At 57.3% G+C, this 15,297-nt stretch carries 11 protein-coding genes; 7 read left to right on the top strand and 4 right to left on the bottom strand.

From position 1 onward, the window contains the following. Window positions 1–154 precede the first annotated feature (154 nt). From GNG29_RS07575 to hcr, 3 genes are all read left to right on the top strand, one after another. Window positions 155–1,054, top strand: coding sequence for a lysine exporter LysO family protein (locus tag GNG29_RS07575; RefSeq protein WP_103178895.1), 900 nt, complete (start codon window positions 155–157; stop codon window positions 1,052–1,054). A gap of 143 nt (window positions 1,055–1,197) precedes the next feature. Further along, the gene (hcp, locus tag GNG29_RS07570; RefSeq protein ID WP_156654198.1) at window positions 1,198–2,850 is read left to right on the top strand and encodes a hydroxylamine reductase; all 1,653 of its coding nucleotides are present in this window, start codon (window positions 1,198–1,200) and stop codon (window positions 2,848–2,850) included. An 11-nt stretch (window positions 2,851–2,861) separates the two neighbouring features. Beyond that, entirely contained in the window at window positions 2,862–3,830 is a 969-nt protein-coding gene (hcr, locus tag GNG29_RS07565) for an NADH oxidoreductase (protein WP_103178893.1), read from the top strand. A gap of 99 nt (window positions 3,831–3,929) precedes the next feature. Here the strand turns inward: hcr and GNG29_RS07560 are convergent, their stop codons facing one another. Then, the gene (locus GNG29_RS07560) at window positions 3,930–4,364 is read right to left on the bottom strand and encodes a DoxX family protein (protein WP_156654197.1); all 435 of its coding nucleotides are present in this window, start codon (window positions 4,362–4,364) and stop codon (window positions 3,930–3,932) included. Window positions 4,365–4,515: 151 nt separating this feature from the next. Between GNG29_RS07560 and poxB the strand changes: the two genes are divergently transcribed. From poxB to GNG29_RS07540, 4 genes are all read left to right on the top strand, one after another. Further along, window positions 4,516–6,234 carry a ubiquinone-dependent pyruvate dehydrogenase gene (gene poxB, locus GNG29_RS07555; RefSeq protein ID WP_156654196.1) on the top strand — a complete coding sequence of 573 codons (1,719 nt, stop codon included), beginning with the start codon at window positions 4,516–4,518 and terminating at the stop codon, window positions 6,232–6,234. A 38-nt stretch (window positions 6,235–6,272) separates the two neighbouring features. After that, window positions 6,273–7,274: a low-specificity L-threonine aldolase gene (ltaE, locus tag GNG29_RS07550; protein ID WP_156654195.1), complete on the top strand. Its 1,002-nt coding sequence runs from the start codon at window positions 6,273–6,275 to the stop codon at window positions 7,272–7,274. Between the two features lie 9 nt (window positions 7,275–7,283). Beyond that, complete coding sequence (locus tag GNG29_RS07545) at window positions 7,284–8,720, top strand: SDR family oxidoreductase (protein WP_103178889.1); 1,437 nt, start codon at window positions 7,284–7,286, stop codon at window positions 8,718–8,720. A gap of 91 nt (window positions 8,721–8,811) precedes the next feature. Continuing rightward, complete coding sequence (locus GNG29_RS07540) at window positions 8,812–9,825, top strand: NAD(P)-dependent oxidoreductase (RefSeq protein ID WP_103178888.1); 1,014 nt, start codon at window positions 8,812–8,814, stop codon at window positions 9,823–9,825. 55 nt (window positions 9,826–9,880) lie between these two features. On the opposite strand, the gene GNG29_RS07535 is transcribed toward GNG29_RS07540, so the two are convergent. The 3 genes from GNG29_RS07535 to GNG29_RS07525 all read right to left on the bottom strand — a co-directional run bounded on the left by GNG29_RS07535 (window position 9,881) and on the right by GNG29_RS07525 (window position 15,088). Further along, the gene (locus GNG29_RS07535; protein ID WP_156654194.1) at window positions 9,881–11,722 is read right to left on the bottom strand and encodes a glycoside hydrolase family 19 protein; all 1,842 of its coding nucleotides are present in this window, start codon (window positions 11,720–11,722) and stop codon (window positions 9,881–9,883) included. A gap of 135 nt (window positions 11,723–11,857) precedes the next feature. Further along, window positions 11,858–12,301 carry a type III secretion system invasion protein IagB gene (gene iagB / locus GNG29_RS07530; RefSeq protein WP_156654193.1) on the bottom strand — a complete coding sequence of 148 codons (444 nt, stop codon included), beginning with the start codon at window positions 12,299–12,301 and terminating at the stop codon, window positions 11,858–11,860. A 96-nt stretch (window positions 12,302–12,397) separates the two neighbouring features. Beyond that, window positions 12,398–15,088, bottom strand: a complete 2,691-nt coding sequence (locus GNG29_RS07525) for a glycosyl hydrolase family 18 protein (protein ID WP_156654192.1) — start codon at window positions 15,086–15,088, stop codon at window positions 12,398–12,400. Between the last annotated feature and the right edge of the window lie 209 nt (window positions 15,089–15,297).

The following is a 15,297-nucleotide window of genomic DNA, read 5'->3' as shown; positions in this document are numbered from 1 at the left end:
GTGGCGCCGGGTGATGGCTTCGCCTTACCCGGCCTACGGGACAGCATTTCGTAGGCCGGGCAAGCGAAGCGCCGCCCGGCACTGTTTTCACCTTTACTGAACCGTCTGAATTGGGTAGTGTCACAGCGCCACTCATATACAGGACCGGTTGTTCATGTTTTCAGGACTCTTAATCATTCTGCTCCCACTGATCGTGGGCTATCTCATTCCTCTTCATCAGCTGTCAGCGTTAAAACTGATCAACCGACTTTTGAGCGGAATTGTCTACGTCATTCTCTTTTTTATGGGGATCAGCCTCGCCTTCCTCGATAATCTTGCCACCAATCTGCTCTCTATCCTGCACTACTCCATTATTACGATGGCCGTTATTTTGCTCTGTAATATCGCGGCCCTGTTCTGGCTGGAGCGCGCTATTCCGTGGAAAAACCATCACCATCAGGAAAAATTGCCTTCACGTATTGCCATGGCGCTGGAGTCATTAAAATTATGCGGCGTGGTGGTGCTCGGTTTTCTGCTGGGGCTGACAGGATTCTCTTTTTTACAACACGCCACCGAGGCCAGTGAATATACCCTGATCTTCCTCCTGTTCCTTATTGGTATTCAGCTGCGAAATAATGGCATGACCTTAAAACAGATCGTTCTCAACCGTCGCGGCATGATAGTGGCGGTGGTGGTGGTGGGCAGTTCGCTGATTGGCGGGGTGATTAACGCCTTTATTCTCGACCTGCCGCTGAATACTGCCCTGGCGATGGCCTCCGGTTTTGGCTGGTATTCGCTTTCCGGCATTCTGTTAACCGAGTCTTTCGGTCCGGTCATTGGCAGCGCCGCCTTCTTTAACGATCTGGGGCGCGAGCTGATCGCCATCATGCTGATCCCCGGTCTGGTGCGCCGCAGTCGTTCCACGGCGCTGGGGCTGTGCGGTGCCACCTCAATGGATTTCACCCTGCCGGTGCTGCAACGCTCGGGCGGGCTGGAGATGGTACCTGCCGCCATCGTTCACGGCTTTATTTTAAGCCTGCTGGTGCCCGTCATGATGGCGTTCTTCTCAGCCTGATACTTCTTTGGCGGTAGCCTGCTGCCGCCAAAATTGCGCTAAATCAATATCCCTCTACTTTGTGGCAGAAAGCGCTTCCCACCGTATCGCCACAGGCATAATCTTAAACATGTATATCAAATATAACTTTAACAGGTGTGATTATGTTTTGTGTGCAATGTGAACAAACCATCCGTACCCCAGCTGGCAACGGCTGCTCTTACGCACAGGGCATGTGCGGTAAAACCGCAGAAACCTCCGATCTGCAGGATTTACTGATCGCCTCCCTGCAGGGTTTATCCGCCTGGGCAGTTAAAGCCCGGGAATATGGCATTATCGACCACTACGTTGATCACTTCGCCCCGCGCGCGTTTTTCTCTACCCTGACTAACGTGAACTTCGACTCCCCGCGCATTGTGGGCTACGCCCGCGAAGCCATCGCCCTGCGTGAAGCCCTCAAAGCGCAGTGCCTGAATGTGGATGCCAGCGCCCAGGTCGATAACCCGATGGGTGACCTGCAACTGGTCAGCGACGACCTCGGCGATCTGCAGCGCCAGGCGGCTGAATTTACCCCGAACAAAGACAAAGCGGCGATTGGCGAGAACATTCTCGGCCTGCGTCTGCTCTGCCTGTACGGCCTGAAAGGTGCCGCGGCCTATATGGAGCACGCCCACGTTCTGGATCAGTACGACAACGACATCTACGCCCAGTACCACAAAATTATGGCGTGGCTCGGCACCTGGCCTTCCGACATGAACGCCCTGCTGGCGTGTTCCATGGAGATCGGCCAGATGAACTTCAAAGTGATGAGCATCCTGGATGCCGGTGAAACCACCAAATATGGCCACCCAACCCCGACGCAGGTCAACGTCAAAGCGACCGAAGGCAAATGCATCCTGATCTCCGGTCACGACCTGAAAGATCTCTACAACCTGCTGGAGCAGACCGACGGCACCGGCGTTAACGTCTACACCCACGGCGAGATGCTGCCCGCCCACGGCTACCCGGAACTGCGTAAATTCAAACATCTGATCGGGAACTACGGCAGCGGCTGGCAGAACCAGCAGGTGGAATTCGCCCGCTTCCCGGGCCCTATCGTGATGACCTCGAACTGCATCATCGACCCGACGGTGGGTGCCTACGATGACCGCATCTGGACCCGCAGCATCGTCGGCTGGCCGGGCGTGAGCCACCTCGAAGGCGACGATTTTGGTCCGGTGATTGCCCAGGCCCAGCAGATGGCGGGCTTCCCCTACAGCGAAATTCCGCACCTGATCACCGTCGGTTTCGGTCGCCAGACCCTGCTGGGTGCGGCGGATTCCCTGATTGACCTGGTGAGCCGCGAAAAACTGCGTCACATCTTCCTGGTGGGCGGCTGCGACGGCGCGCGCGGGGAACGTAACTACTTCACCGACTTCGCCACCAGCGTGCCGGACGACTGCCTCATCCTGACCCTGGCCTGCGGTAAGTACCGCTTCAACAAGCTGGAGTTCGGCGATATCGAAGGGCTGCCGCGCCTGATCGATGCCGGTCAGTGTAACGATGCCTACTCAGCCATCATCCTCGCGGTCACCCTGGCGGAAAAACTGGGCTGCGGCGTAAACGATCTGCCGCTGTCGCTGGTGCTCTCCTGGTTCGAGCAGAAAGCGATTGTGATCCTGCTGACCCTGCTCTCGCTGGGCGTGAAAAACATCGTCACCGGCCCGACGGCGCCTGGCTTCTTTACCCCGGATCTGCTGGCGGTTCTCAACGAGAAGTTCGGTCTGCGTTCCGTGACCACCGTTGAAGAAGATATGAAGCAACTGCTGAGCGCGTAAGGAGTAAAAGTATGACGATGCCAACCCATCAGTGCCCATGGCGGATGCAGGTTCACCACATCCATCAGGAAACGCCGGATGTCTGGACGATTTCGCTGCTGTGTCACGACTATTATCCTTACCGTGCCGGGCAGTATGCGCTGGTCAGCGTGCGTCACTCCGCAGAGACGCTGCGGGCGTACACGATCTCCTCGACGCCGGGCATCAGCGAGTACATTACGCTGACGGTTCGTCGCATTGATGAGGGGGCGGGCTCACAGTGGCTGACAGGTGAGGTGAAGCGTGGGGATTATATCTGGCTCTCTGACGCGCAGGGAGATTTTACCTGCGACGATAAGCCGGACGACAAATTCCTGCTGCTGGCCGCCGGCTGCGGCGTCACGCCGGTGATGTCGATGCGGCGCTGGCTGGCGAAGAATCGCCCGCAGGCTGACGTGGCGGTGATCTTCAGCGTGCGCTCGCCGCAGGATGTCATTTTTGCAGACGAATGGCGTCACTACCCGGTTACCCTGGTGGCGGAAAACAACGCCACAGAGGGGTTTGTCGCCGGTCGCCTGAGTCGCGAACTGCTGCAAAGCGTACCGGATATCGCCTCCCGCACGGTGATGACCTGTGGTCCGGCGCCCTATATGGCAATCGTTGAAGAAGAGGTGAAGGCCCTGGGCGTGACCCGCTTCTTTAAAGAGCAGTTCTTTACCCCGGTCGCGGAAGCCGCCACCCACGGGTTGAAGATCACCAAACTGCAGCCTGCGCAAACCTTCTTTGGCCGCGTGGGCAGCACGCTGCTGGAGGCGCTGGAGAGCAATAACGTGCCGGTGGTGGCTGCCTGTCGTGCAGGCGTGTGCGGCTGCTGTAAAACAAAAGTGGTGGACGGGAACTATACCGTTACCAGCACCATGACGCTGACGGATGCCGAAGTGGCGGAAGGCTATGTGCTGGCCTGCTCCTGCCATCCGCAGGGGGATCTGGTGCTGGCCTGAAAAAACGCCCGGTGGCGCTACGCTTGCCGGGCCTACAAAAGAGCGCGAACCGTAGGCCGGGCAAACGCAGTGCCGCCCGGCATTACCGCCGCAGAGGAATTACTTCCACGCCGGATCGCTGACCACCGCAAACCGCCCTGCCCCCAAAAATGCCACCGCCAGCGCCCCCACAAAGAAATAGACCAGACTCTCAATCGCCCATGCCCCTACCGCATCCAGCGCGAAGGTTTTCCCGGTGCCTACCATCAGCCACGCCACCACCATGGTGAACGCTAATATCAGCGCCGCCGGACGGGTGAGAATGCCGAGAATAATCAGGATCGGCGCCACCACTTCACCCATCAGCACGCCCCAGGCGATAAAGCCCGGCAGCCCTTTTGCCACCAGCATGCCTGCAATCCCCCCGACCCCGTCGATAGCCTTATGCAGGCCATGAAACAGCATCAATCCCCCCACCGCCAGCCGCAGCAACAATCTGCCGAAATCTTCGTGCGTTAGCGTTTTATTAACAGCAAGTAACAATGATTTAACCATCTGAATTAACTCCATTTTTAACTAAACTCATACCACAATATGACGAAATGTTGCACAGTGAAAGCAACTATTAATAAGGGGGATTCCGCGGGCATGCCGGTCAGTTTCATCTAAGCTTGAAAGCGTTATCACATTCAGGAGATGGACTACCATGAAACAAACCGTGGCGAACTATATTGCGAAAATGCTGGAACAGGCCGGGGTAAAACGGATCTGGGGTGTTACCGGGGATTCCCTCAACGGTCTGAGCGACAGCCTGAACCGAATGGGCACCATCGAATGGATGCCGACCCGCCATGAGGAGGTCGCCGCGTTCGCCGCCGGGGCCGAAGCCCAACTGACCGGAGAGCTGGCGGTCTGTGCGGGCTCGTGCGGGCCTGGCAACCTGCACCTGATCAACGGTCTGTTTGATTGTCACCGTAATCATGTCCCGGTGCTGGCTATCGCCGCGCACATTCCGTCGAGCGAGATCGGCAGCGGCTATTTTCAGGAGACGCATCCGCAGGAGCTGTTCCGTGAATGCAGCCACTACTGTGAACTGGTCTCCTCCCCTGAGCAGATCCCCCAGGTGCTGGCCCTGGCGATGCGCAACGCCATTCTGAAGCGCGGCGTTTCGGTGATTGTGCTGCCAGGCGACGTGGCGCTGCAGGCTGCGCCGGAAAGTGCCAGCACCCACTGGTATCCTGCGCCCCAGCCGGTGGTGACGCCCGCCCACGCGGAGCTGAAAAAACTGGCCCAGCTGCTGCGCTACTCCAGCAACATCGCCCTGATGTGCGGCAGCGGCTGCGCCGGAGCCCACGAGGAACTGCTGGAATTTGCCGGCACCCTGAAGGCGCCGATTGTTCACGCCCTGCGCGGGAAAGAGCATGTAGAATACGATAACCCCTACGACGTGGGGATGACCGGGCTAATTGGCTTCTCCTCCGGGTTCCACACCATGATGAATGCCGACACCCTGGTGCTGCTCGGGACCCAGTTCCCCTATCGCGCGTTTTACCCCACCGACGCCAAAATTATCCAGATCGACATTAACCCCGCCAGCATCGGGGCGCACAGTAAAGTGGATATGGCGCTGGTGGGCGACATCAAGGCGACCCTGAGCGCACTCATGCCGCTGCTGGAGGAGAAGACCGATCGCACCTTCCTGGATAAAGCCCTGAGCGATTATCGCGATGCCCGCAAAGGGCTGGATGACAAGGCGAAACCCAGCGATAAAGCGCTGCACCCGCAATATCTGGCCCAGCAGATCAGTCGTTACGCCGACGAGGACGCCATCTTTACCTGCGACGTGGGTACCCCCACCGTCTGGGCGGCGCGTTACCTGAAAATGAACGGCAAGCGCCGCCTGCTGGGGTCGTTTAACCACGGCTCAATGGCCAACGCCATGCCGCAGGCGCTGGGGGCGAAAGCCACCGCGCCGGACCGTCAGGTGGTGGCGATGTGCGGCGACGGCGGCTTCAGCATGCTGATGGGCGACTTCCTTTCAGTGGCGCAGATGAAACTGCCGATCAAAATCATCGTCTTTAACAACAGCGTGCTGGGCTTTGTGGCGATGGAGATGAAAGCGGGCGGCTATCTGACCGACGGTACGGATCTGCACGACACCAACTTCGCCGCCATCGCCGAAGCCTGCGGTATCACCGGTATTCGCGTGGAGAAAGCCTCGGAAGTGGATGATGCCCTCAGCCGCGCCTTTGCCACCGACGGCCCGGTGCTGGTGGATGTGGTGGTGGCCAAAGAGGAGCTGGCTATTCCGCCGCAGATCAAACTGGAACAGGCGAAGGGCTTTAGTCTCTATATGCTGCGCGCCATTATCAGTGGCCGCGGTGACGAAGTTTTGGAGCTGGCAAAAACCAACTGGCTCAGGTAAAACATTTCACATCACCTTTTAAATTATAGGGATGTGAAATGATTGATTTACGTAGCGATACCGTAACCCGCCCGACGCAGGCCATGCTCAAGGAGATGCTGGCCGCGCCGGTCGGGGACGACGTCTATGGCGATGACCCCACCGTTAACGAACTTCAGCGCTATGCCGCCGAACTGAGCGGCCACGAGGCCGCCCTGTTCCTGCCCACCGGCACCCAGGCGAACCTGGTGGCCCTGCTCAGCCACTGCGAGCGCGGCGAAGAGTATATCGTCGGCCAGGGAGCGCATAACTATCTGTACGAAGCGGGCGGCGCGGCGGTGCTCGGCAGCATTCAGCCCCAGCCGCTCGATGCCGCCGCAGACGGCACCCTGCCGCTGGACAAGGTGGCGGCTAAAATCAAAGCCGACGACATTCACTTCGCCCGCACCAGACTGCTCAGCCTCGAAAACACCCATAACGGCAAAGTGCTGCCGCGCGACTACCTGAAAGCGGCGTGGGAGTTTACCCGCGAGCGTAAACTGGGGCTGCACGTCGACGGCGCGCGCATCTTCAACGCCGTGGTGGAGTATGGCTGTGAGCTGAAAGCGATTACGCAATATTGCGACTCGTTCACCATTTGTCTCTCCAAAGGGCTGGGCACGCCGGTGGGCTCCCTGCTGGTGGGCAACGCCGACTACATCAAGCGCGCCAACCGCTGGCGCAAAATGACCGGCGGCGGCATGCGCCAGGCCGGGATCCTCGCCGCGGCGGGTCTGTACGCCCTGAAAAATAACGTAGCCCGCCTGAAGGACGATCACGACAACGCCGCGTGGATGGCTGCGCAGCTGCGCGAGATCGGCGCCGACGTGATGCGTCACGACACCAACATGCTCTTTGTCCGCGTCGGAGAGGAACACGCCGCAGCATTAGGCGAGTTTATGAAGGCGCGCGGCGTGCTGATTAACGCCTCGCCGGTGGTGCGTCTGGTGATGCATCTCGACGTTAACCGCGAGCAGCTGACAGAAGTGGTTGCTCACTGGCAGGCATTTTTGCAGCGCTAAGGAGTCCATGTGCCGCAACGTATTCTGGTGCTGGGTGCCAGCGGGTATATCGGTCAACATCTGGTGGCCGCCCTGAGCGCACATGGGCACCAGGTCCGGGCTGCGGCACGCAGCATTGAGCGTCTGCAAAAGCAGGCCCTGCCCCACGTCACCTGCCATGCTATCGACCTCAACTGGCCGCAGACGCTGGCGGCGCTGCTGGAGGGGGTGGATACCCTTTACTATCTGGTACACAGCATGGGCGAAGGGGGGGACTTTATCGCCCACGAGCGCCAGGTGGCGATGAACGTGCGCGACGTGCTGCTGGAACACCCGGTTAAGCAGATTATCTTTCTCAGTTCGTTACAGGCACCGGCGCATGAGCAGTCCGACCATCTGCGTGCCCGGCAACTTACCGCCGATATTCTGTGCAGCGCCGGGATCCCGCTTACCGAACTGCGGGCCGGGATCATCGTTGGCGCCGGTTCTGCCGCCTTCGAAGTGATGCGCGATATGGTCTATAACCTGCCGGTGCTGACCCCGCCGCGCTGGGTCCGCTCCCGCACCACGCCGATTGCGCTGGAGAACCTGCTGCACTATATGGTGGAGCTTCTCAACCACCCGGCCACGCAGCACCGGGTGCTGGAGGCCGCCGGGCCCGAGGTGTTGAGCTATCAGCAGCAGTTTGAGCATTTTATGCGGGTAAGTGGCCGTCGTCGCCCGCTGATCCCCATTCCTTTCCCGACCCGCTGGATCTCAGTGTGGTTTTTAAATGTGATTACCTCCGTGCCGCCGACCATTGCCAAAGCGTTAATCCAGGGTCTGAAACACGATCTGCTGGCGGACGATCGCGCGCTGCGCAACCTGATCCCGCAAACGCTGATCCCCTTCGATGACGCGGTTCGTAACACGCTGAAAGAAGAGGAGAAGCTGGTGAACTCCAGCGACTGGGGCTACGACGCCCAGGCGTTCGCCCGCTGGCGTCCGGAATATGGTTACTACCCGAAACAGGCCGGATGCACGGTGAAAACCACCGCCAGCCTCAGCGCCCTGTGGGAAGTGGTGAACCAGATCGGCGGTAAAGAGCGCTACTTCTTTGGCAACGCGCTGTGGCAAACCCGGGCGATGATGGATCGGCTCGTCGGGCATAAGCTGGCGAAAGGCCGTCCGGCCGCGCCATATTTGCAAACCGGCGATACCGTTGACAGCTGGAAGGTAATTATCGTTGAACCTGAAAAGCAGCTGGCGCTGCTGTTTGGCATGAAAGCCCCCGGCCTCGGGCGGTTGTGCTTTACGCTCAAGGACAAAGGCGACCACCGGGAGCTGGACGTGCGCGCCTGGTGGCATCCGCACGGCATGCCAGGTCTGTTCTACTGGCTGCTGATGATCCCGGCACACCTGTTTATCTTCCGGGGAATGGCCCGGCGTATTGTTTTTCTGGCAGAACAAAACAGAGAAAAAGAGTAATTAAAACTCTGAATCTTTCACGTTTCCCATTGCATACAGTCGTAATTCACGGAAGAATGCGCACGAAATTCTTTCAATACAGTGGATCGATATGAAGGTACTGGTTACCGGCGCCACCAGCGGCTTAGGCCGCAATGCGGTGGAGTTTTTGCGCAATAAAGGCGTCAGCGTCCGGGCCACCGGTCGTAATGAAGCGATGGGTAAATTGCTGCAAAAAATGGGCGCAGAGTTTGTCCATGCCGACCTGACGGAACTGGTCTCTTCCCAGGCAAAAGTGATGCTGGCCGGAATCGATACGCTGTGGCACTGCTCCAGCTTTACCTCACCCTGGGGAACCCAGGAAGCGTTCGACCTGGCAAACGTGCGCGCCACCCGCCGTCTGGGTGAGTGGGCTGTGGCCTGGGGCGTGCGCAACTTCGTGCATATCTCCTCGCCGTCGCTCTATTTCGACTATCACCACCATCGCGATATCCAGGAAGATTTCCGTCCGGCGCGCTTCGCCTGCGAATTTGCCCGCAGTAAAGCCGCCAGCGAAGAGGTAATCGATCTGCTGGCGCAGTCTAACCCGCATACCCGTTTTACCATTTTGCGTCCGCAGAGCCTGTTTGGCCCGCACGACAAAGTGTTTATTCCGCGCCTGGCGCAGATGATGCACCACTACGGCAGCGTGTTGTTGCCGCGCGGCGGGGATGCGCTGGTGGACATGACCTATTACGACAATGCCATTCATGCCATGTGGCTGGCCAGCCAGCGTGAGTGCGACGGGCTGCCATCCGGCCGGGCATACAACATCACCAACGGCGAGCCACGCTCGCTGCGCAGCATTGTGCAAAAGCTGATCGACGAGCTGAACATTCACTGCCGGATCCGCTCCGTGCCCTACCCGATGCTGGATATTATTGCCCGCAGCATGGAGCGGCTGGGCAATAAGGCTGCCAAAGAGCCGATGCTGACGCACTACGGGGTGTCGAAACTGAACTTTGATTTTACCCTCGATACGCAACGCGCTGAGAGCGAGCTGGGCTATAAGCCGCTGGTGACGCTGGATGAGGGGATTGTGCGCACCGCGGCCTGGCTGCGGGATCACGGGAAGTTACATCGCTAACAGCCCGGCGCGCGGCAGAGAAAAAAACGGCAACCCTGAGGTTGCCGTTTTGCTATTAAAGCGCGGTCCAGGCGTCTGCCCATGCCAGGCCTACGCCTGGTTCATAGTAAGCCGGGGTGCTGTTACACCAGCCGCTGTACGGGAACGGCTTGCACTGGAAGAGTTTACCGTGGTTGTTCACGATATCCCCTGCGTTGTACTTGTTGTTGGCGCTCCACGCCGCGTAAGTGTCTGAGCCTTCGTCACCTGACGGGGTCTGCGCTTTCGCTTTCACGTTCAGCAGGTAAGTCGTGGTGTCGCTCAGCTCGCCATCGCTGACGGTCAGGCTCACTTCAATCTGCTGAGCCGTTGCCGCCTCAGGCGCAGTAAAGGTCACTACCGCCTTGTCTTCACCGGAGACGGTCTGGCCGTCCTGGGAACGCCAGGTGTAGGTCAGTTTGTTGCCATCTTCGTCAGTGGAGCCTTCCGCGCTCAGGGAGACCTGGGCACCCGCGTCAACCGCCCCAACCGGGCCGGAAATGACCGCAACCGGCGCATGGTTAGTCACAGCTGGCGTCTCATCTGCTGGCGTATTGTCAGCCGGGGTGTTATCAGCCGGAGTATTATCCGCTGGCGTATTGTCTGCCGGGGTATTGTCCGCAGGCGTATTATCGCTCGGGTTAACCGCAGAGCCATCGTCATTGACGATATTCACGTTAAAGAACTTCTGCACGCACTTGGTGTAATCGCCCTCTTTAAAGGCGCTGAATGGCGTCTGATAACCCACCAGCTGACAGGCGTAGGTTTTGCCGTCCGGCGTATCTGCGCTCCATCCCCAGTCCTGTTCCCAGTAAATTTTCAGGGCACCGGCGCCGCCTTCATCAAACTGCTTCATGTTGGCACAGCCCAGGACTTCATTTTCCGGAACCGGCACTTTCAGGTAGTTGGCGAACTCTTTGTAGTATTTGATCCGGTTTTCCGACTGGGCAATTTCCGTCGGGCCGCCACATTCCACGCCGCCGTTAATGATCTGGGTGGTCACGCCGAAGCCCGGTACCAGGCCGTTAGCTTTGTCGTGATCGTTTGGCTGCCAGGTGCCGTCGATGACCTGCAGCATGCTCGGCTTCGGCGGTTGCGGGTAGGCGAAGAAGAAGATGGCGCTCGCCAGGTTCAGCCAGGTGTCGGCAACCAGCTCCGGTCTGTCCAGCAGCGTGCGGACGTCGCCAAACATCGCTTCCGAGAACGGACCGTAGTTATAGTTGTAGGAGAGCTGCTTGGCGCCGCGGCCAAAGTAGCTCAGGAAATCGCCGTCTTTGTCTTTGCCGCACGGCCAGGTCTGTCCCTGCCAGACATCCGGGTTGCATTCGCCGTTATAGCCGCCCTTCTGGCCTTCGCTCCAGCCCATTTCGCGAACGTATACCAGCGCCTGACGCCATTCGGCTTCCGGACGCCAAGATTCATGCCCGCCGGTCTCCTGCGCGAAGTGTGCAAACATGGTCGCCAGCTCTTTACGGCAAATCGCCAGGCTGTCGCGGCCATCGGTGTAGGTATCGCACAGCGCCGGGAATTTACCCACCGCTTTCAGGAAGTTGCTGTAGCTGTACTCTTTGGCGCGCAGCGGGAACAGATACTCCCAGTCGCTCTCCTTCAGAATGCTTTCAACACGCTTCACGTTATCTGGATTGGTCGCCTTACCCGGCTCAATCTGCTCCACCAGGGCGTTATCCAGGGTGCGGATTGTCGCCTTGACCGACTTCATCAGCGGAAAATCCGTTAACGCCTGCTCTTTTTTTGCCAGATCGCTGGCTTTCATCGTGTAGAGTTCACTGCTTTCCGCCTTGAGCATGTTTGCCTGTGCCATTACTGGCGCAACACACGCCCCCGCGACCAGAATGCTCAGCAATGTCCTTTTATTCATCTACGTTGTTCCTTTTAAAAACGATAATAAGCAATACGAACTCGATTTATGTATTAACCCTTTAATAAATAAATCCGGGACAGCAACCTTTTCTTTCTGAAGAACACTCGTAAGATATTCTTCAAAAAAAACTGACTATCGGTACTGCGACATCCGTTTTATTCTTTGATATTTCGCCCAGACTTTTCTGGCGTAAATCCTGCGCTGGGGATAATTCTCCGGTTTCAGTCCCGCGTTATAGGCGCCGACCGCCTCCCAGTTATAGCCATAAACGTTAATCATGCCGGAGAGAATAGAAGCGCCAACCATAATAGAGGTGCAGGGCTCCGTTATTAACCGGTATTCATCAATGCCCTTTTTTTCCAGCTCAGCAAAATGCGTACTATTTATTTGCATCAGACCGACATCCCGGGAGCCGTCGTGGTTATAACCGACCGCGTTCGGATTGAGGCCGGACTCCACGTCCGCAATGGCAAATAATAACCAGGGATCGACATGGTAATATTTCCCGGCAGAATTCCAGCAGTTGGCTAATACCCCCTGACTGATTAACAACAACAGAAAAATAACGCGTTTCATCTCTTCACCTGGCCGACGCTGATGGACTGACCGCGCGGTGAAGCGCGGTCATTGATGGCGGGCAAAGATCGCGCCCGCCATCTCAGAGAAGGACGATTATTTGCAGTCTGCTGCTGCGCCTTCTTTCACCCATACATCGCTGTTGGCTGGGTTATCACCACGGGTCCACCACTTCGCACGGTAAACGAAACCTTCATAAGTGGTCGTGTCGCCGCCGTTATAAACCATTTCGGGTTGCCAGCTGAACTTCACTTTGCTGACCAGTTCCCATGCTCCCTCGCCAAAGCCAGGCTGGTTGCCCTGAGTCCAGTACTTCGCTTTCCAGACCAGATGGTCGAAGCTAACGGTATCGCCAGTGTTGTAGACCTTGCTGCTGCTCCACGCAGCATATTTGCTGGCGTTGGCATCGACAGGCTTATCACAGCTACCGGTTGCTCCTTCGTCGGACGGAGGAGTATCTTCATCAGCTGGTGGCGTGACGTCATCCGCAGGCGGCGTGACATCATCGGCTGGCTCAGACGCTTTTGGCGTGACGTTAACCTGCACGGTTGAGTGCACGCTCTCTTTGCCATCGCCGACCACTACGCTCAGGGAGTAGCTGGACTCGGAGGTCACCTCCGGCGCAGTGATGCGCACGCTTGAGGTATTGATACCGGTAGCATTCATCTCTGCCGGTACGCTCCAGCTATAGGTCAGCGCATCGCCATCTGGATCGGATGCCTGGACATGCAGGGACTGCGTCTGACCCGCTTCCAGGGTGACGGCCTGCATTGGGTTAACCACCGGAGCCTGGTTCGCTTTAGGCGCTTTGTTGACGACCTGGACGTTCACGGTGCTGGAGAGCCCTTTCGCATCGGTCACGGTCAGACGGAAGGCCAGGGTATGGTCGCTGGTCACAGCCGGAACGCTAAAGGTGGCTTTCGCGGAGGTGCTGTTCGCGATATTCACCGCGGTTCCGGAAATCTGCGTCCACTTGTAGGTCAGCGCATCGCCATCCTGGTCGGAAGAAGCAGAACCATCCAGCGTGACGGTCACCGGACCGGTCACGGTCTGGTCAGCAGCGGTCGCCACAGGCGCGTGGTTGGTGTTCGCTGGCTCGTCAGAAGAGGAACCGTTGCCCAACAGGCTTTCGTTCATGGCGTTCAGGATATCGCCGTTATCGGATTCAATAGACCATGCGAACAGACCGCCGAGGTTTTTGTCCAGTACGTACTTGCCTTTCGCCGCAACCGAACGGGCGTCGTCATAGCTCACCAGCTCGCCGGTGGCTTTGTTGAACAGGTAAGGCGCTTCTGCCGCGCTGTCATATTTGTACTCCCAGCCTGGCTTGCCTTTCATCTGATTGGCAATCACGCGGTAGTCAATGATACCCGCTTCCCAGGTACCCGGAATTGCGCCAGTCGCGGTGCCGGTGAATGGATTGTCGCCGGTGTAGCCGTGTACGCCGGTCCAGCCGCGACCGTACATCGCCGCACCCACTACGATTTTGCCCGGCTGTACTTTCTGGTCCAGCATCGCTTTCACGGCGTTATCGGTGGTGTAGTTGGTATCTGGTTTCCAGGAAGCACCGTACAGCGCCGCCTGGTGACCCAGTTCGGTGTTACTCCATGCGCCGTAGTAGTCGTAGCTCATCAGGAAGATATGGTCGATGTACTGCTGTGCAGTGGTGTAATCGACATCTTCAATCTTATCTCTACCGGCGCCGATAGCGGTGGTCAGCTCGTAAGTACGGCCAGTCTCAGCAGACAGCTCGTTCAGCATGGCGCGCAGATCGTGCATCAGTGCGGTATAGGTGGCTTTGTCGGTCTGCGGGTTGCCCAGTTTGGCATTCTCGCCGCCGCCGCCCGGGAATTCCCAGTCGATATCCACGCCATCAAACACTTTCCAGGTTTTCAGGAACTCTTTAACTGAGCCGACGAAACGGTCGCGCAGCACTTTGTTGTCCATCTGGAAGAAGGGATCGGACAGGGTCCAGCCGCCCACAGAAGGCAGGATCTTCAGGTTTGGATTGGCTTTTTTCATCGCCATCAGCTGGCCGTAGTTACCTTTGTACGGTTCGTCCCAGCCGGTCACACCTTGCTGTGGTTTTTGCAGCGCAGCCCACGGGTCATGAATGGCGACGGTGTAGTCCTGACGGCCAGCACAGGCGCGTTTCAGGGATTCCAGCGCGCCGGAAGATTTAGCGCTGTCGTTGATGCCATCGCCACCGCAAATTGGAATGAAGCCGTAAAGAATGTGGTTCAGGTTGGCAACCGGGATTTTATCCACGGTGAAGTTACGGTCGTATACGCCCCACTCAGGGAAATAGGCCGCAACCACTTTATCGGTATGTTTGGCGAACGCTTTGTTGTTCTCATGAAGCGTGGTGTTTAATGGCAGCAGGTGGCTACCGTCGGTATCCGCCACAATGATCAGTTTGCTGGCGCTGGTGCTACAGCCGCTGTCATTACATACCTGAACCTGCTCCTGGTAACGGCCCCCTTTTTTCACCTTAAAGGTGGCGGAGCCTGTCGCGCCGCTCGCGCCAGACCAGACTTCCTTACCATCCAGCAGCACTTTTGCCGAGGTTGGAGCATCACCACTCCAGACATTCCACTCAACTTTAACGTCTGCGCCATCGTGAACTTTTACCAGAGAGTTATAGTCCTGCGCGGCCTGGTCAACTTCAACAATAGCAAACTTGTCGTTGCCGCTGGTCAATGATGGCACACCTGGAACGGCTGCAAATACAGGGCTGGTTGCCGCTGCAACAAAAAGCGCCAGGTATTTAGGCTTAAAGAAATTCATTTTCATATCCTAATAACTCTACGTGAACTTTAAAAAACATGTCTTCCTTAAACATGAAATAAAACCAACATGGATTTAAAAAAATTAAATACATAATGAATTAAAATGTTTTTAATATTTTCAGTTAATCTTAATTATAAAATTAACGTCACATGCGGTTTATAACGAAGATAGTATTAGCAAAAAAATGATTACTCACCTCTTTCCCT

Origin of the sequence: Leclercia sp. Colony189, assembly GCF_009740165.1 — a bacterium.
GTDB lineage: Bacteria > Pseudomonadota > Gammaproteobacteria > Enterobacterales > Enterobacteriaceae > Enterobacter.
The sequence above is the reverse complement of the archived record's forward strand: the minus strand, read 5'-3'. Positions and strand labels throughout refer to the sequence as shown.